Source organism: Campylobacter concisus (assembly GCF_902460415.1).
GTDB lineage: Bacteria > Campylobacterota > Campylobacteria > Campylobacterales > Campylobacteraceae > Campylobacter_A > Campylobacter_A concisus_Y.
In genome coordinates, this window is sequence record NZ_CABPTY010000003.1 from 35,513 (window position 1) to 53,978 (window position 18,466).

At 36.8% G+C, this 18,466-nt stretch carries 19 protein-coding genes; 14 read left to right on the forward strand and 5 right to left on the reverse strand.

All coding sequences use genetic code 11. The annotated features are described in order from the left end of the window. The first annotated feature begins 71 nt into the window (after window positions 1–71). From FZ940_RS07650 to FZ940_RS07705, 12 genes are all read left to right on the forward strand, one after another. Window positions 72–1,124, forward strand: coding sequence for a flagellar basal body P-ring protein FlgI (locus tag FZ940_RS07650; protein ID WP_107776534.1), 1,053 nt, complete (start codon window positions 72–74; stop codon window positions 1,122–1,124). Continuing rightward, on the forward strand, window positions 1,124–1,423 hold the full coding sequence (locus FZ940_RS07655; protein WP_054196705.1) for a rod-binding protein: 300 nt from the start codon (window positions 1,124–1,126) through the stop codon (window positions 1,421–1,423). The genes FZ940_RS07650 and FZ940_RS07655 overlap by 1 nt, the downstream gene beginning before the upstream one ends. A gap of 58 nt (window positions 1,424–1,481) precedes the next feature. Continuing rightward, a complete protein-coding gene (locus FZ940_RS07660; protein ID WP_178139949.1) occupies window positions 1,482–1,685 on the forward strand; it encodes a flagellar biosynthesis anti-sigma factor FlgM in 204 nt (67 codons plus the stop codon). Between the two features lie 13 nt (window positions 1,686–1,698). Continuing rightward, window positions 1,699–2,130, forward strand: coding sequence for a flagellar export chaperone FlgN (flgN, locus tag FZ940_RS07665; protein WP_021091397.1), 432 nt, complete (start codon window positions 1,699–1,701; stop codon window positions 2,128–2,130). A 3-nt stretch (window positions 2,131–2,133) separates the two neighbouring features. Next, the gene (gene flgK / locus FZ940_RS07670) at window positions 2,134–4,005 is read left to right on the forward strand and encodes a flagellar hook-associated protein FlgK (RefSeq protein ID WP_103600858.1); all 1,872 of its coding nucleotides are present in this window, start codon (window positions 2,134–2,136) and stop codon (window positions 4,003–4,005) included. Beyond that, window positions 4,002–4,769, forward strand: coding sequence for a TIGR02757 family protein (locus FZ940_RS07675; RefSeq protein ID WP_148822135.1), 768 nt, complete (start codon window positions 4,002–4,004; stop codon window positions 4,767–4,769). The genes flgK and FZ940_RS07675 overlap by 4 nt, the downstream gene beginning before the upstream one ends. 66 nt (window positions 4,770–4,835) lie before the next feature. Then, the gene (locus FZ940_RS07680) at window positions 4,836–5,372 is read left to right on the forward strand and encodes a superoxide dismutase family protein (RefSeq protein WP_148822136.1); all 537 of its coding nucleotides are present in this window, start codon (window positions 4,836–4,838) and stop codon (window positions 5,370–5,372) included. A 155-nt stretch (window positions 5,373–5,527) separates the two neighbouring features. After that, entirely contained in the window at window positions 5,528–6,289 is a 762-nt protein-coding gene (locus FZ940_RS07685; RefSeq protein ID WP_103582860.1) for a TSUP family transporter, read from the forward strand. 65 nt (window positions 6,290–6,354) lie between these two features. Then, window positions 6,355–7,038 (forward strand): F0F1 ATP synthase subunit A, encoded by a 684-nt coding sequence (locus tag FZ940_RS07690; protein ID WP_054196701.1) that lies wholly within the window; start codon window positions 6,355–6,357, stop codon window positions 7,036–7,038. A 163-nt stretch (window positions 7,039–7,201) separates the two neighbouring features. After that, entirely contained in the window at window positions 7,202–8,623 is a 1,422-nt protein-coding gene (gatB, locus tag FZ940_RS07695) for an Asp-tRNA(Asn)/Glu-tRNA(Gln) amidotransferase subunit GatB (RefSeq protein ID WP_148822137.1), read from the forward strand. A 12-nt stretch (window positions 8,624–8,635) separates the two neighbouring features. Next, window positions 8,636–9,526: an NAD(P)H-dependent glycerol-3-phosphate dehydrogenase gene (locus FZ940_RS07700; protein WP_148822138.1), complete on the forward strand. Its 891-nt coding sequence runs from the start codon at window positions 8,636–8,638 to the stop codon at window positions 9,524–9,526. Next, the gene (locus tag FZ940_RS07705; protein WP_148822139.1) at window positions 9,523–10,578 is read left to right on the forward strand and encodes a glycoside hydrolase family 3 N-terminal domain-containing protein; all 1,056 of its coding nucleotides are present in this window, start codon (window positions 9,523–9,525) and stop codon (window positions 10,576–10,578) included. The genes FZ940_RS07700 and FZ940_RS07705 overlap by 4 nt, the downstream gene beginning before the upstream one ends. 73 nt (window positions 10,579–10,651) lie before the next feature. Here the strand turns inward: FZ940_RS07705 and FZ940_RS07710 are convergent, their stop codons facing one another. The 5 genes from FZ940_RS07710 to rarD (FZ940_RS07730) all read right to left on the reverse strand — a co-directional run bounded on the left by FZ940_RS07710 (window position 10,652) and on the right by rarD (FZ940_RS07730) (window position 15,997). Then, a complete protein-coding gene (locus FZ940_RS07710) occupies window positions 10,652–12,439 on the reverse strand; it encodes a GmrSD restriction endonuclease domain-containing protein (RefSeq protein ID WP_107792938.1) in 1,788 nt (595 codons plus the stop codon). Beyond that, a complete protein-coding gene (locus tag FZ940_RS07715; protein ID WP_107811184.1) occupies window positions 12,423–13,694 on the reverse strand; it encodes a DUF262 domain-containing protein in 1,272 nt (423 codons plus the stop codon). Before FZ940_RS07715 ends, FZ940_RS07710 begins: the two co-directional genes overlap by 17 nt. Window positions 13,695–13,793: 99 nt before the next feature. Next, window positions 13,794–14,246, reverse strand: coding sequence for an aryl-sulfate sulfotransferase (locus FZ940_RS07720; RefSeq protein ID WP_148822140.1), 453 nt, complete (start codon window positions 14,244–14,246; stop codon window positions 13,794–13,796). Further along, window positions 14,239–15,126, reverse strand: a complete 888-nt coding sequence (gene rarD / locus FZ940_RS07725; RefSeq protein ID WP_103628832.1) for an EamA family transporter RarD — start codon at window positions 15,124–15,126, stop codon at window positions 14,239–14,241. Before rarD (FZ940_RS07725) ends, FZ940_RS07720 begins: the two co-directional genes overlap by 8 nt. Further along, window positions 15,110–15,997, reverse strand: coding sequence for an EamA family transporter RarD (rarD, locus tag FZ940_RS07730; RefSeq protein ID WP_087578872.1), 888 nt, complete (start codon window positions 15,995–15,997; stop codon window positions 15,110–15,112). The genes rarD (FZ940_RS07725) and rarD (FZ940_RS07730) overlap by 17 nt, the downstream gene beginning before the upstream one ends. Window positions 15,998–16,142: 145 nt before the next feature. Here rarD (FZ940_RS07730) and FZ940_RS07735 point away from each other — a divergent pair, with 145 nt between their 5' ends. Continuing rightward, the gene (locus FZ940_RS07735) at window positions 16,143–17,483 is read left to right on the forward strand and encodes a class II 3-deoxy-7-phosphoheptulonate synthase (RefSeq protein ID WP_148822141.1); all 1,341 of its coding nucleotides are present in this window, start codon (window positions 16,143–16,145) and stop codon (window positions 17,481–17,483) included. A 24-nt stretch (window positions 17,484–17,507) separates the two neighbouring features. Then, the gene (locus FZ940_RS07740) at window positions 17,508–18,464 is read left to right on the forward strand and encodes an NAD(P)/FAD-dependent oxidoreductase (RefSeq protein WP_072594292.1); all 957 of its coding nucleotides are present in this window, start codon (window positions 17,508–17,510) and stop codon (window positions 18,462–18,464) included. Window positions 18,465–18,466 lie beyond the last annotated feature (2 nt).

Sequence of the window (18,466 nt, forward strand, 5' to 3'; positions counted from 1 at the left end):
TATTAAGCCTAAATACTTTTGGAACATCTTTTGCTTTAAAAATCTAAAATAGCTAAATTTTAGGAAAAAATATGAAAAAATTTTTATCTTTTGTAGCAGCTTCGGTGATAGCTACTTCAGCCTTTGCTACGCAGATAAAAGAGCTTGCAAGCATAGTTGGTGTAAGAGATAACCAGCTAATAGGCTACGGCCTAGTTGTCGGACTAAACGGCACAGGTGATGGCTCAACGTCAAAATTTACGATCCAGTCTTTATCAAACATGCTTCAAGGTGTAAACGTAAAGATAAACCCAGATGATATCAAGTCAAAAAACGCAGCTGCTGTTATGGTAACAGCTAAGCTTCCTGCATTTGCAAGGCATGGCGATAAGCTTGATGTCGTGATCTCATCTATCGGCGATGCAAAAAGTTTGCAAGGTGGTACTCTTCTCATGACGCCACTAAAAGGCGTTGATGGTGATATTTACGCTTTGGCTCAGGGTGCTTTAAGCATCGGCGGAAAAAGTATGGGTAGATCAGGGGGCAACCACCCAACCGTTGGCTCTATTCTAAATGGAGCTTTGGTTGAGCGAGAAGTAACTTATGACATTTATAATCAAGATAGCATAAGACTAAGCCTAAAAGATACAAATTTTAAAACCGCTCTTGATATCCAAAATGCTATAAATGCAAATATCTCTGATGATGCCGCAAAGGCGATCGATCCAAGAACTGTTATCGTTAAAAAGCCAGATGATGTTAGCATTATCGAGCTTGCAAGCGCTGTGCTTGATCTTGATGTAGAGTATAAGCCAGATGAAAAGATAGTGGTTGATGAGAGAACTGGTACGATAGTAAGTGGCATAAATGCCGTAGTTAGCCCAGTTGTCTTAACGCATGGTGCAATCACAATAAAAATAGAGCCAAATAGTTATGAAGAAGCAGCGCAAAATGATGTAAATATAGGAAGTGATACATCTGTCGCGCCTAGTCAAAATTTACTTAAAATTTCAGGCGAAAAAACTACCGTTGCAAATGTAACAAGAGCTTTAAATAAGCTTGGGGCAACACCAAGTGATATCATATCGATACTTGAAAATTTAAAGCGAGTTGGTGCGATACAAGTTGATCTGGAGATAATATAATGCAAATAGATAACACCTTAGCGCTAAATTCATACAATGAAATTTCTACAAATAAGATAAAAAATGCAAATGCTAAACAAGATGCACTTTTAAAAGAGCAAACTGATGCATTTGAGGCTTATATGGTAAAGGCTGTGCTTGATATTGCTTTAAAAGAAGATGAGCACAACTCGCTATATCCAAAGGCTGCTGGTAGCGACATTTATAGGTCAATGTATAACGATGCAATGAGTAAAGCATTGAGTGGAAATCTTGGTTTTTCAGAACTTTTGTACGATTTTTTAAAGAGAGACTCTTAAGTAAATTTATATTCTGCCGATGTAGTGATATAAATATTTTATTTTAAGAGGTATGAATATGATAAGGCCTTTGAACCAAAGACCAAATTTTCAGGCAAATACGCTAAATAAAAATAGCGATGCCAAGGTCGAAACTCAGAGTAAAGAAGTAAGAACAAACGAAAACGCAAAGCTAAAAGAGATAACTGATGCCATAGCAAATGGCACTTATCAGGTTGATATCTCAAAAACGGCTAGGGCTGTGGCTGATGCGTTGCTGTAATTAAGGAATTTAAATGATAAAAAAGCTTTTGGACGAGGCTATAGGCGAGCTTGATGAGCTTATAAATTTAACCATACAAGATATCGCAAATATAAAAGAGGCTAAGCACTCAAGCGTTGATGAGAGTGTAAAGAAAAAAAATGCCTTAGTTCGTGCATTTGAAGATACAAAAAGAGCACTAGATAAAGAGCTTTTAAAGGTATCAAAAGAGAGCGGTACGACTACACTTGCTAGTGTTTTAGACGATGAAGTGAAGTCAAAGCTTGTTCTTATGCGTTCAAAGCTTGAAAATTTACATAAAGTCAATAAGGAATATGCAAGACATGTTGTTGCTGTTAAAGAATTTTTTGACTCACTTAATGAAAAAATTTTTGGCACTAAAGCAAGTGAATACGGTCAAGATGGAAATAGCATAGATAATAATTTTTATAAATCAAGGGTTTAAAAAATGGCTAATATTTTTATGTCATTAGGCACGGGTGTTTCAGGGCTAAATGCAGCCCAGCTTCAAATAAGTACAACCGGAAATAATATCGCAAACGCCGATAGCAACTACTATACAAGGCAGCGTGTTGTCCAATCTGCATCTCCAGCGATGAATACAGTCCCTGGCGGAGTTGGCACAGGTACACAAGTAGATACTATAACAAGACTTCATGATGAGTTTGCCTACTCAAGACTAAAATACTCATCGTCAAATTTAGAAAACACAGCCTATAAACAAAGAATTTTGCAAGAAGCTACAAAATATTTTCCTGATCTAAAAGATAATGGAATGGTGAAAGATATTCAGGAGTATTTTTCCGCGTGGAATAACTTTGCTTCAAATCCTAATGCAGGTGCTCAGAAAGTAAATTTGATAAATAAAGCAAGTGTATTGACTGCAAGTATTAACCGCTCGTCAAAGATGCTTTATGATATGCATGAAAAGATTGATGAAACAATAAAAATAAATATAAATGAGATAAATTCGCTAGGCAGGCAAATAGCAAATATTAATAAGCAAATCCAAAGAATAGAATCAGGCGCGGATGCTGGTATAAAAATAAATGCAAATGATCTTCGTGATAAACGTGATGAGCTTGAGCTTGCTATGTCAAAGCTGGTAAATACGGCAGTTTATAAAAGCGATCTAAAGAGCAATTCTAGGGTAGATACAGGAATAACAGATCAAGGAAAATACTACAATCTAAACATTGGCGGTGTAAGTATCGTTGATGGTGTAAATTTTCATGAAATTTCTATGAGTTCAACCGAAAGTGGACGATATACAAAAATTTATTATGAGAGAGAAGACGGTAGAAGAATCCCAATGGAAGAAAAGATTACAGGCGGTAAAATCGGAGCCGCACTCGATCTTAGGGGTAGAAACTACGAGCCAGATAATGATAAATTTAGCGACGGAACGATCCAAAAATACATTGATAATCTAAATACATTTAGTAAAACCTTAATAACAAGTACAAATAATATCTATGCCGAATCCGCAGTTGAAATTTCTAACTCAGATCCGATAAGTTATTTAGAAGGCGATAAGACATTGATGAATCATGATAATAGTATAAGAAACGGAAGTTTTGAAGCTATTGTTTATGATAACAAAGGCAATGTCGTGGCCAGAAAAACTATAAATGTAAATGGTACGACGACGATGAATGATACAAGATATGGCAACTCTATCGTAAAAGACTTTAACTCAAACTCAGATGACAATAAAGATAATAATATGCTAAATGACGTTGATGACTTTTTTGAGGCGTCATATTTTTATGATAAAAATACTCAAAAAGGTACATTTTCTCTCATTCCAAAACAAGCTCAAGGGCTTTATAGTATATCGATAGTCGATCACGGTACAAATTTTCCAGGCGCTGTTGGCATAAATAGATTTTTTTCAGGTACTGACTCAAATAGTATCGGCATAAATCAAAATTTTACCCAAGACCACACAAAGCTTCGTGCCTATTCAAAGCCAGTTATCGGAAATAATGAAGTTGCAAATAAAATGATCCAGCTTCAGTATCAAAAGCAGACCTTTTACTCAAGTGGTATAGCGCTTGATAGAGATGAGACGATCGAGGGATATTACCGCTATCTTACGACTGACATGGCGAGTGATACAGAGGCAAATAATACGATCCACGATACAAATACATCTTTGCAAAAGACAGCTGAAGAGGAATTTCAATCAACAAGTGGCGTAGACACCAATGAAGAGCTTACAAATTTGATCCGCTTTCAAGCTAGCTACGGCGCAGCCGCAAAGATCATCACAACCGTTGATCAAATGCTAGATACCCTTCTTTCATTAAAACAATGAGCGATCTAAAAAGCCTTTTAGACTCGCACGTACTTAGCAAAAATACAAATTTGGGGCTGTTTGAAGCCCCGGATCCACTTCAGGTAGCCACTAAATTTAAAGAGCCAAATATAGCACTCATTTGTGCGTTATTTGCTTATGGCAACGCAAAAATGATAGTGAAATTTCTAAATTCGCTTGATTTTGGTTTGCTTGATGAGAGCGAGCAAAATATCAAGAAAAATCTTTCAAGTTTCAAATACCGCTTTCAAAATGAAAAAGATGTAAAAGAAATTTTTATCACTCTCTCACGCCTAAAAAAAGAGGGTGACATAGAAGAAATTTTACGCCAAGGTCTTGCAAAAAATGGCGAGATGATAGAGGGCGTAAATGAGCTTATAAAATTTATATATAAGCTAAATTCTTACCGCTCTGACGGATATGAGTTTTTCTTTGGTAAGAGTTTTGACAAAGAGCCACAAAGCCCATATAAACGCTATAATATGTATCTTCGCTGGATGGTTAGAGATAACGACATCGACCTTGGGCTATTTAAAAATTTGCCAAAAGATAAGCTTTTGATGCCACTTGATGTGCATACACATAGAGTTTCTTTAAATTTAGGGCTTATAAACAGAAAGAGCTACGATTTCAAAGCAGTCATGGATCTTACAAAAAAACTTAGAGAATTTGACGAGTTTGATCCGATAAAATACGACTTTGCTCTTTATAGAATAGGGCAGAGCAAAGAGCTAGAAACTATCATAAAAAATCTTAATCAATAAAAATTATTGCTAAATTTTTAAATTTAGGATAGACTTGCCATACAATTTTATCCATAAGGAGCTTGTATGAAAAAAATCGTTTTGCTAAGTGCAGTTTTAGGAACTTTGCTTTTTGCTCATGAGGGTCATCACTTTGATGCAAAAGCCGGAGAGCATCTAGTCATACCTGTTAACGAGCTAAGCGAGAAGGGCGACAAGAGTGTCGGTGAAGTAGTAGCTGTTAAGACAAATTACGGCGTTGCATTTTTTCCAAATTTAAAGGGAATTACTGCAGGACTACACGGCTTTCACATCCATGAAAATGCTGACTGTGGTGCGACTGAAAAAGGCCTTGGCATGAAAGCAGGCGGTCACTGGGATCCAGCTGGCACAAAAATGCACTCTTTTGCATGGGATGACAAAGGCCACAAAGGCGATTTGCCAGCGCTTTACGTAGATGCTGAGGGCAATGCAAACTATCCAGTGCTAGCCCCAAAGATAAAAAGTCTTGACGAGCTAAAAGGTCACTCACTAATGGTTCATGTTGGTGGTGATAATCACAGCGACAACCCAAAAGCACTTGGCGGTGGCGGTGCTAGAATGCTTTGTGGCGTTATTAAGTAGTCACTTTAATAAACGAGTCTTTGAGCTAAATCCAAAGGCTCGTTAAAATTTATAAATTTTAAAAATCTCTCATTTCAAATATAAAAATTTTACAAAAAGATAAGTACAAATAAAATACAATCTGCTTTTATTTCAATTATCAAAAGAGCAAAAAAATGGAATTTGATCTACTTAGCTATGTCGTTTTTTTTGTAGCTGCGTTTTTAGGCGGTTTTATCGATTCTATTGCTGGCGGAGGCGGACTTATAACGCTTCCAGCTATTATGGCGATGGGCGTACCACCACATCTTGCACTTGGTACAAATAAGCTTCAAGGAGTTTTTGGTAGCTTTACAGCGACTTTAAATTTCACAAAACGGGGATTGATTAATTATAAAGAGTGCTTTGTAGGTATCGTTTTTACTTTCATTGGAGCTATCATCGGAGCAGTGGTTATTCTATTTTTAAATACAAATTTTTTAAAGATAATTATCCCATTTTTACTGATTGCTATTTTTATATATACGCTTTTTATGCCAAAAGTCGGCGAAAATGATAGAGCTGCAAAGATGAATGAAAAGCTATTTTATGTATTTTTTGGGCTAATACTTGGCTTTTATGATGGTTTTTTTGGCCCAGGAACAGGCTCTTTTTGGACATTTGCGATAGTGGCATTGATTGGGCTAAATTTAAAAAAGGCTGTCGCTCATACGAAACTCTTAAATTTTACTAGCAATATCGTTGCTCTTGGCATTTTTATAGCTGGCGGACAGATGCTTTGGGCTGTTGGGCTTTTGATGGCAGTTGGTCAAATTTTAGGAGCATATTTTGGATCAAATCTTGTCATTAAAAAAGAGGTAAAATTTATTAGAACAATGTTTCTAGTGGTAGTTGCAGTAACTATTTGTAAATTGATTTTCGATTATTTCAGAGTTTAAAATTAAAAATGTTTTAACAATAATTTTGTTACAATCACGCAAAATTCTAAATCCAAGGTAAATTAATGAAAGATTTGTTTCTATTTTCAAATTTCCTAAATAGCTCCCACGCCTTTATCTATGCGTTTCACTTTCTGCTTGTAGCTTTAATTGTTATCATAGTTGCTTATATAGCAAGGAGTAAGATGCAGCTTGTACCAAGAGGTCTTCAAAATATAGTTGAAGCTTATTTGGAGGGCGTTATATCTATGGGAAGAGATACTTTAGGTAGTGAAAAACTAGCTAGGAAATATCTTCCACTTGTTGCAACTATCGGTTTTATCGTATTTTTTTCAAATGTTGTAGGTATTATTCCTGGATTTGAGTCGCCAACATCAAGTCTAAATTTAACCCTAGTTTTGGCTTTAGTTGTATTTGTTTATTACAACTTTGAGGGCATTAGAGAAAATGGATTTTTTAAATACTTTGGACACTTTATGGGGCCGAATAAATTTCTAGCTCCTATTATGTTTCCAGTTGAAGTCATCTCGCATCTTTCACGTGTAGTTTCGCTATCATTTCGTCTTTTTGGTAATATCAAGGGAGATGATCTATTCTTGCTTGCGATGCTTACACTTGCACCTTGGTTTGCTCCGCTTCCAGCTTTCGCACTTCTAACGCTTATGGCTGTTTTGCAAACATTTATCTTCATGATGCTAACTTACGTTTATCTAGCTGGTGCCGTTGCTATTAGTGAGCACGAGCATTAAAATTTAAAGCCATATTTTTATATGGCTTTTTTCTTTTTAAAACTATTTAAATTTTTAAATCACCTTCTTTATTTTCCAGTCAAAACGCTCATTTTTAGATATTTTAAAAGAAAGTATCGCTAAAATACGCCTTAAAAATTTGTATAAATTTAAAGGTAAAAATATGTTTGAAGTCGTTATCGGTTTAGAAGTTCACACTCAGCTTAATACAAAAACTAAAATTTTCTGCTCTTGTTCGACTAGCTTTGGCGACGAGGCAAACACTCACGTTTGCCCGACCTGCCTAGCACTTCCTGGAGCACTACCTGTGCTAAACAAAGAGGCTGTAAAAAAGGCGATCAGTTTTGGCACGGCGATAAACGCTAAAATCAATAAAAAATCAGTCTTTAATAGAAAAAACTACTTCTATCCAGACCTTCCAAAGGCATATCAAATTTCTCAGTTTGAGATCCCTATCGTAGAAGGTGGTGAGCTAATAATTGACGTAAATGGTACTAAAAAACGCATCGGTGTAACTAGAGCGCACCTTGAAGAGGATGCTGGCAAGAACATCCACGAAGAAAACGAGAGCTTAGTTGATCTAAATAGAGCCGGCACACCGCTTCTTGAGATAGTTAGCGAGCCAGATCTTAGAAGCAGTGATGAGGCGGTGGCTTATCTTAAAAAACTACACTCAATCCTTCGCTTTTTAAACATCAGCGACGCAAACATGCAGGAAGGTAGCTTCCGCTGCGACGCAAATGTCTCTATCCGTCCAAAAGGCGATACCAAGCTTTATACAAGAGTTGAGATAAAAAATCTAAATTCATTTAAATTTATCCAAAAAGCGATCGATTATGAGGTAGAGCGCCAAAGTGCAGCTTGGGAAGATGGCAAATACGACGAAGAGGTCTATCAAGAGACAAGGCTGTTTGACACGACAAATTTAGTGACAAGATCGATGCGTGGCAAAGAGGATAGCGCAGAGTATAGGTATTTTCCTGACCCTGACTTGCTGCCTGTTGAAGTGTCAGAGCAGATGTATAATGAAGCGATAAAAATTCCAGAGCTTGCCGAGCAAAAGGTCGCAAGATATGTTAGTGAGCTAGGCGTAAAAGAGAGTGATGCTCTAAATTTAACTCAAAGTGTCGAGATGGCTAGATATTTTGAAGAGCTGATCGCTACTGGAATTCAGCCTAAACTTGCTACTACTTGGCTCATAGTCGAGCTTCTTGGCCGCTTAAATAACGGAGTAACGATCGAGACAAGCCCAGTTAATAGTGCTAAAATGATAAATTTACTAAAACGCATAGAAGATGGCACGATAAGCGGCAAGGCTGCAAAAGAGGTGCTAGACTACCTAATGGAAAACGATGCGGAGGTAGATAGCGTCATCGAAAAGCTTGGCTTAAAACAAGTGAGCGACGACTCAGCTATCATTGCGATCATAGATCAAATTTTAGCTGCAAACGCTGATAAGGTAGAAGAGTATAAAAACGGCAAAGATAAGATGTTTGGCTTCTTTGTTGGTCAGGTGATGAAAGAGGGCAAGGGTGCCTTTAATCCAGGCAAGGTCAATGAGCTTTTAAAGGCCAAAATAGGCTAAAAAAGGGCTAAAATGAGCATAGCAGTCATCGGAGCTGGCAAGTGGGGCAGTGCGCTATTTTATGCATTTAGTGAAAATAGCGAGTGTGTCATCAGCTCAAGAACGCCAAGAGAGATGCTAAATTTTGTAAGCTTAGAAGAGGCTTTGGAGTGCGAATATCTAGTCTGCACGATCCCAACGCAAGCTACAAATTTATGGCTAAAGCAAAACTACAAAAACAAAGGCCAAAAGATCTTAGTTGCTAGCAAGGGTATAGACACGGCAAATCTTAAATTTTTAAATGAAATTTATGAAGACTTTGTGGATAGAGAAAATTTGGCCTTTCTCTCAGGACCAACCTTTGCAAAAGAGATCATGCAGAAGCTTCCTTGCGCTTTGGTGGTAAATTCTAAAAATGAAAATTTAGCTTTGAAATTTGCCTCATTTTTCCCAAGCTATATGAAGGCATACACTTCTGATGATGTGATCGGTGCTGAGGTGTGCGGGGCGTATAAAAACGTGATCGCCATAGCTGGCGGTATCTGTGACGGTCTTGGCCTTGGCAACAACGCAAGGGCAAGTCTCATTTCGAGGGGGCTTGTTGAGATGGCTAGATTTGGCAAATTTTTTGGCGCAAAAGACGAGACATTTATGGGGCTAAGCGGTGCAGGAGACCTTTTCTTAACCGCTTCATCTATACTCTCACGCAACTACCGCGTAGGTCTTGGCATCGCAAGGCACGAGAGATTAGAAAAAATTTTAAATGAGCTTGGTGAAGTGGCAGAGGGTGTGGATACTGCAAGAGCTATTAGCAAGATCGCCAAAGAAAAGGGCATATATGTGCCGATTGCCAGTGAGGTTGAAAATATGCTAAATGGCAAAGATGTTTTTGAGAGCGTAAAATCGCTTTTGGGAAGAAGATGAGAGCTTGTAAATTTATAATTTTTTTGGCTATTTTTGCTTTGGGGTTAAGCGGCGCAGAGGTGAGCCTAAGAGCCAAGGTCTCGCAGATGATAATGGTTGGCTTTAACGGAGCTAGCACAAAAGACGCTGCGTTTCGCGCGATGTTAAGCGACGCTGGATATGAGAGATTTGGCGGTGTGATGCTACTTGGCAGAAACATCACCAATAAAGCCCAGTTAAAAGCTAGCATAAAAGCTATCAAAGAGAAAAGTCCTAAAATTTTCATCGCTATCGACGAAGAGGGTGGCAACGTAAGCCGCATGAAAGATAAGAGCTTTGATGGCCCATATCCTAGCGCATACGAGGTCGCAAGCACGCTTGATATCAAAAGCGCTTATGATCTCTACTCAAAAATGGCTATAAATTTAAAGGAGTGTGGCATAAATTTAAATTTTGCCCCAGTGGTCGATCTGCACGACGAAAACTCGCCGATCATCGCTGCAAAGCAAAGGGCGTTTAGCGAGTATGCGAGCAAAGTGGTGATCTACGCTGATGCCTTTATGGACGCATTTAAAGAGCAAGGTGTGATAACTACGATCAAGCACTTTCCAGGGCATGGCAGCTCAAAAGAGGACTCGCATAAAAATAAGAGCGAGATCACGCTAAGCAAAGATGCGCTGCTACCATACAAAGACGCCATAAGCACAGGTAGAGCGCAGATCATCATGGTCGGACACCTTTTTGTAAAGGGTATCGACGAGGATAATCCAGCCACACTTTCTAAAAAAATAATAACTGATCTACTGCGAAATGAACTTAAATTTAATGGTGTGGTCATTAGTGATGATATGCTTATGAAAGGTGTTGGCGACGAGGCTTTAGCGCAAAAAGTGGTGAAATTTATAAATGCTGGTGGCGATATCTTACTTTTTAGCGAGTTCAAGATAAATAACCAAAGGACAGCCGATCTAGTCACTCAGATCATAATTGACGCGGTAAATGAGAAAAAGATCAGCAAAGAGCGAATCGACGCTTCATATAAGAGGATAATGGCTCTAAAGGCGAAGCTGTAAACATATCTGATTTTTTTGTGTAGCATAAGACCAGATATTTTTGATCTCCTAAAATACTTTAAGAGAAAAGTGTTCATATAATATTATTCCGCTTTTGCACTCTTAATAAAGTTAGCATTTCTTTTCCATGTTCGCTAATCGCTTGTTTATATTCATCTATATTGTTGCCATTTATACATGCTGACATCAATATCAGTTTTAGGCTTTGTATTATTATATTTGGATATGTAGTTTGCTTTGCGGATGGGGCGAGATTAGAAAATTTAGAGTTACCAGAAGTTGTAACAAGCGCTAAGTTACCAAAAGAGTTCAAAATTTTGTCATCATTTATGCGCTCTATACTATCTCCAGAAGGATTTTGTGGGTAAAAATGCTCGATAGAGTCTCTAAATTTAAATTCCCACTCTTTTAAATTTTTTAAATTTACATTGCCAACCGCTTTAAAAGCATTTTGTAATTTTTCCTTGATTTTATTATCTTGAGTGCTAACTATACACTCTCTATATAAAATATAATCAAGATATGTAAGGATTATTCTCTCACACATAGGATAGGAATTGCTTTTTTCTAGCGCATTTTTTACCTTCTCATTTGTATAGGTTTCTAAAATTTCTTGCATATTGGCTGTTGTATTTTTGTTAAGTCCCTTAAGAAGCGTAAATATCCACTCCATAGTGCGCGGTGAGGTGTATGTTATGCGCAAACAAGATTGCAAAGCGACAACTAGCTTGTTGTCATCGAGCGTATCCACATAACTAAATGTAACTTTGTTGTTGGAGTATTTTTTGAGCATTTTTAGCGACCATTTTTCGTCGTCATTTTCATCGGTTTTTATAATAAATTTATCAAACAAAAATCTAAATTTTAAAAGGTTATAGATAAAATTTTTGGCATTTTCACTATTATTGAAGTGTTTTTTTAAATTATCAATCAATTTTTTATCATAAAGCAGCTCATTTGTACTGCTACTGCTTGTATTATTGCTCATAGTCGCATTTACTTGCAAAAGAAAATTTGGGAAATTTATGATAGATGAAAACCTTTCATTTTCGTTTTCATTTTGTGTTGTTTTTTCAGAAGTTAAATTTTTATTTTCTAAAATTTTGTTCAATGGCTCTTCTTTGGCATTATTGTTATTTTCAATAGAAATTTCAAAAAGTTCGCTTTCATTACAAATTTTATTCCAGTCATTGCCAAAAATTTGTTCTCTTAGATTCTTTTCAAAGCTCATCTGCACGTATCTATCCATGTCCGCACAAGCATCCCAAACCAATGCAGCTATTTTTCTGTCTTTTTCTTCTAAAATTTCTAAAATTTTTGCCTTTGCGATCTGATGAGCTTCAAGTTGCTCGCCTCTTGTGTTCATTATCTCAAAAAAATGATTTAGATCGGCATCATTTGGGACTGGTACGCGTAGAAGTTTGGCATTTAAAATTTTACTTTTAAAACTCTCGTCTTTTTTATTTTCCGAAAAATATTTTTCTATAATTTTAAACCCATCTACTATTTCAGTAGACGGCAAATCAGCACATTTATCATCATCGCAAATTTTTTCTAGCGTTTCGTTTGACTTTTGTCTAGCTTCAAATTTAAGTTCACCTTTTATGTCGTGCTTAAGATATCTTAGTATCAAAAATAGAGTTGTGAGTCTTTGTTGCCCATCTATAACTTCAAAAACACCATCTTTTTGCTTAACAACCAAACTCCCTATAAAATACCCATCATCATTACTTTTAATATCATCTAAAAGCATCCCTATCTCATAACTTTTCCAAGCGTAGTTACGCTGATATATTGGTATCAGATACTTGCTTTCAAAAATTTTTTCTACACTAAATTTTAGATCATCCGTTTTGCTCATTTTTAACCTCCAATCTATTTTTTATATCATCATATCCACCAACAATGGACTCAATATCACATAGCTCAACGCTGTAAATTTCATCTGGCGATCTCATGTGAGATATTTTTTCAAATAAATTTAATCCGTTATTTTCATCTTGATATCCAAGTGCATATTTGTTTATGCTCTCTAGATATACGGCCTGTTTTGCCAAACGCAAGGTATAAACGTATCTATAAAAAAATGCGCAAATATTTTCGCTAAGCTCATCAAAGCCAAATCTATCAACAAATGCCATTATAAAGCATTCAAAAAGTCTTACTATATATTTATCACCTCTCTTTTTCCTAGGCATGGCGTTGTCATCATATTTTGCTTCTACAAATTTCTTTATTTTATGGCAAAGGTTTAGATAGTGAGCTGTAAAGTAAAAAAAGTGTTTTCCACTTAACAAATCTTGAGTGAGTAAAAATTTAATACTATTTTTAGAGCTAAAAATATAAGCAAAATCATCACTTTTTTCTAAAAAAGTTACCGCTGCTTTATTAAATTTAGTCACATTATATAGCGAAGTATGGTCTATGCCTTTAAAAATATCTATGTGGTTTTTAGAATAATACAATCCGCTCTCTCTACGTTGCCATCTAATAATAGGGAACAAAAAATCGCTAAAAATTTCTTTTATATCATTGCTATTTTCGTTTTCCCAAGCTGATATTATCTGTACTTTTTTATTCTTGTCGGTATCAGCCATGTGCCTTAGATGATACGCTTTTAGTAGATCGTGTATCTCTAATGCTTTACCTCTGGTGTTTTGAGAGTCAAAGTAGTTAAATGCATCTAATTGATTATCTACAACGATTTCAACCATGGTACATTTTTCTAAGATAAAATTTTTAAAATTTACTTTTGCGTCATCTCTTAATAGCCCCACTCTTTGCTTTAAAATTTTATGATTGTTTGTGATACTGTTATAGGAGAGAGGATTAAAAGTTTGCTTCAATAACGGCAAATTTTCTTCTCCTAGTAATTTTAGTAGTATTGTAAGCGTAGTAAGTCTTTGTTGCCCATCGACAATATTATAATTTTCAGCTTCTTGATGCAATATGACAGAGCCTATACGGTACTCGTTTTTGTTATTTTCGTATTCTTTAAAAATATCATTAAAAAGCTCAAGAGTCGATTTAGTACTCCATGTATACGGACGTTGATAACTTGGTATTTTTAAATTTTTACTAAATATTTCAGAGAGATTTTTGATATTCGCTTTCATGTTCTATCCTCTTAAATTTTCTGCATTATGGCACAATTGATTTTTTATCTTAGTGTCTTAAATCTTTTTAAAAACAAATTCTATTTATGTAAAAAATCATTACAACCCATCAAATTCTCTTTTTAGCTCCTCTCTTAGCTCTTCAGCTCTATCTTCGCCGTTTTTGAAATTTCTCTTTATAAAGCTATCAAGCTCGTCCAAGATCGCAAAGAGTTCGCTCTCCCAGCTTAAATTCTCTTGCTTTGATAAAGTTTCCAGTTTTTCTCTTATTTGCTCTAAGGCATCTAATGCTTTATCTTTTTCAGACTCACTATTTAGCGCATCTTCAAATAAAATATCTTGCCTTAAGGCGTTTATTTTTTTAAATATTACGTTGCAAAATTTTGGATATTTCTCAGCATTGCTTAAATTTTCTAAAACCTCTTGCGCAGCCTTTTGATAAGCTGGCACCGCCCCCTCTTCGTCGAGCTTTCTGGTTAGTTTTTGTATCTGAAAATATAAAATAAGCGCCGCAAAAAACGCAAGCAGCAAATAAATCGTTACGCTATTCATCTTTACTCCTTTTTCTAAATTTATCTATGCTAATTATCGCAAGTGCCAGCCAGATCATACAAAACGAGATGACCTTGTAGCCGTCCAAATTTTCGCCGTAAATGAAGACTGCACAAAGGATCGCGATGGTCGGCGAGATGTATTGCAAGTAGCCAATCGTTGTTAAATTTATCCTTGTTGCAGCTGCGTTAAATGCGACAAGTGGCACGATGGTTACGATACTTGAAGCAATCATTAAAAGTGAGTTTTCATTTAGCCCAAAGTGGCTTTTACCTAAAAATGCTATGTAAAGGACGTAAGCAAGTGCAAATGGGAACATAAAAAATGTCTCTATAAAAAGCCCGTTAAATGCGCTAATCTTTGCCATCTTTCTAACTGCCGCGTAAAATCCAAATGAAAGCGGCAAGATGATGGAAACTAATGGTAATCCGCCTTGGGCATAAATTTGTACGCTAATGGCTAAAACGACTATACAAATGGCTAAAATTCCGCTTTTATTTAGCCTTTCTTTAAAGATGATAACACCAAGAAGCATGCTTATTAGTGGATTTATAAAATAGCCCAGGCTTGTGTCCAAAATTTTGCCATTGCTAACTGCATATACATAAACGCCCCAGTTTGTGGTGATAAATATACCACTCAAAAATAAGGTTTTTAGCGAACGAATATCTTTAAGTAAAGTAAAAATTTCGCCCATTTTGCCACTAAAATAAAGCACTCCAGCCATTAAGAAAAATGACCAAATGACTCTGTGGGCTAAAATTTCATAAGCATCGATATCTTTGCTAAAGAGGTTGAAATAAACCGCCAAAAACCCCCACATAAAAAAGGCGCTAAGCGCGAGAATAACGCCTTTTTGGCTCTCATTTAGTCTTGGTATTTTTGTCGCCTTTTATAGAATTTATACTATCTATCATCAAAAGTGTGACCGAGATGGCTAGGCAGATCATTAAAAAGTATGAGCTTTTCTCCAGTCTCTCGCCGATAGCAAATGAGACAAAAAGCATCATTATAGGCTCAAAATATGTAAGCAAACCTAGTACATTTATCGGCACGAGCGTGCTTGAGAGGATCTGGGCGATGAGGGCTATGCCGCTGATAGCACCAAGCAAGATGAGCAGATAGTAGATGTTTGGATTTTGGCTCATCACGTAGTTCATATCGGCTGTGAGCGCAAAATAAAATGAGAATAAAAACATAAAAATTATCTCTATAACAAAGCTTGAGAAATTTGCAAGGTTGTAGTACTTTCTAATGGCAAAATAGACTGGATAAAGGCAAAAAACTACAGCGCTCTCCCACGAGATGCCGCCGCTTAGTATAGCTGTGCTAAAGACGCCAAGGGCTGCAAAAAATATCGAGGCTAGCTTTGTTTTTGAGAGGTGCTCTTTGAAAAATATCCGTCCAAAAAGAGCCATGACTATTGGCATGATGAGGTAGCCTATTGATACCTTTAGTGCCGAGCCGTTGCTTGGCGCCCAGAGATAAAGCCACATCTGAAATGAGACGATGAGCGAGGTAGCAAGCAAAACTAGTAAAATTTTAGGTTTTAGCTTTATTTTTAGAAGTAAAAATTTGAAATTTCGCTGCTGTTTTAACAAAAAAATGGCGGCGATGACAAAAGGCATGGCAAAGATCATGCGGTATCCAATAAGAGCTTGCGTGCTGATGGGGTTCATGAGCACCGACATGTAGTAGATGCAGTTAAACAAAACAGATGCCAAAAGCGAATAAAATATGCCTTTTATCATGAAAAAAATCTTCTCTTTTTTTGGGTAAATTTAAAGTAGCGATTGTATGCAAAATATCTTTAATAACCCATTAATGGCTTTTATTTTTTAAGTTTGCCGTGATATAATCAGCGTCTAATTTAAGGTAAAAAAGATAGGAAAATAAATGACTTGGAACCGCGATAGCTGGAGAGAATTTAATATCTTGCAACAACCAAAATACCCAGATTTAAAAGAGCTTAAAGAGGTCGAAGAAAAATTAAAATCACTTCCTCCTTTGGTCTTTGCTGGCGAGGCTAGAAGCTTAAAAGAAGAACTTGCAAAAGTTTGCAATGGCGAGGCATTTTTGCTTCAAGGTGGCGACTGCGCTGAGAGCTTTACAAATTTTAATGCAAACAACATCAGAGATATGTTTAAGGTTTTACTTCAAATGGCGATAGTTTTAACCTTTGCTGGTGGCTATCCAGTGGTCAAAGTGGGCCGCGTAGCAGGGCAGTTTGCAAAGCCTAGAAGTAGCGATTTTGAAGAGGTAAATGGCGTTAAGCTTCCAAGCTATAGAGGCGACATCATAAATGGCTTTGAATTTGACGAAAAGGCAAGAGTGCCTGATCCAAAACGTATGATAGAGGCGTATTATCAAAGCGCATCTACGATGAACTTACTTAGAGCCTTTTCAAGAGGCGGTTTGGCCGACCTACATCAAGTGCATAAGTGGAATTTGGGCTTTGTTAAAAAGCCAGAGATCGGCGAAAAATACGCAAAACTAGCTGATGAACTAACAAAGACACTATCATTTATGGCAGCTTGTGGCATCACTTCAGCAAATACGCCAGTCATAAATCAAACCGCGGTTTACACATCTCACGAGGCACTTTTACTACCTTACGAGGAGGCTTTAACTAGAGTTGATAGTCTTAGCGGTGAGTGGTACGACTGCTCGGCTCATATGCTTTGGATAGGCGAAAGAACGCGTGGCATAAACGACGCTCACGTACATTTTTTAAGCGGTGTAAAAAATCCTATCGGTGTAAAGATCGGACCAAGTGCAAAGGCTGAGGATGTCATCGCGCTTGCAAATAAGCTAAATCCAGAAAATGAAGCTGGCAGACTAAATGTAATAATCAGAATGGGTGCTGATAAGATAGGCGAAAATTTACCAAAAATTTTAAGAGAGCTAAAGCGAGAAGGGCTAAATATCGTTTATAGCATCGATCCGATGCATGGCAACACTGTAAAAACCTCAAATAACTACAAAACCAGAGAATTTGACAAGATAATAAGTGAAGTTAGAAGCTTTTTTGAAATTCACAAAGCTGAGGGTACAAGAGCTGGCGGTGTGCATCTTGAGATGACAGGCCAAGACGTGACTGAGTGTACGGGCGGGGCATTAAATATCACTGAAAGTTCGCTTGAGCAAAGATATGAAACACAATGTGATCCAAGACTAAATGCTGATCAGGCACTTGAGCTTGCATTTTTGATGGCTGATCTGGTTAAAAAAGCTTAAAATTTATAAAATTTGGAGAAAAAGATGGTAAATGTTTATGATCTAATTGTTGTTGGTGGCGGACCTTGCGGGATTGCTAGCGTAGTTGAGGCAAAAAGAAATGGCTTAAACAACGTTTTGCTTCTTGAAAAAGGCGATAATCACAGCCAAACGATAAGAAAATTTTATAAAGATAATAAACGCGTAGATAAAGAGTATAAAGGGCAAGATAGCACGATACATGGTGTAGTTTCATTTGAGGATGGCACGAAAGAGAGCACGCTTGATTATTTTGACAAGCTGCTTGATACTGAAAAGATTGAAGCTTTTTTTAACTCTGAAGTAGAGAGCGTGAAAAAAGACGGAGAAATTTTTAAAGTAACTACCTCAAAAGCCGTCTATGAAGCTAAAAATGTGATGATATCAATTGGCAAAATGGGACGACCAAATAAGCCTGATTATAAAATCCCGCCTTCACTAAACTCAGTTGTAAATTTTAACCTCGATAGCTGTACAAACGGCGAAAAGGTGCTTGTCGTAGGTGGCGGAAACTCAGCAGTTGAGTATGCGATTGAGCTTTGCCAATACAATAAAACCACAATCGCTTATAGAAAAGATAATTTTAGCCGCGTAAATGAGACAAATTTAAGTGCACTTTGGGAGCTAGAAAAGCATGGTAAGATAAAAGTTAGGCTAAATCACGATATAAAAGAGATAGATAACGAATCAGGCAAAGTTAGAGTGCATTACGAAAATGGCAAAATTCGCGTTTATGACAGAGTTGTCTATGCAATAGGTGGCTCAAGTCCGGTTGATTTTTTACAAAAATGTCAGATAAAAATTGATGAAAAAGGTACTCCAATAGTTGATAGTAACTACCAAAGTAGCGTGCCAGGACTTTATGTGGGCGGTGACATCGTGCTAAAAAATGGTGGCTCAATAGTCGTTGCTCTAAATCACGCTCATCACGTCATAAAAGACATTTTAAAGGGCAAGGCATAAGC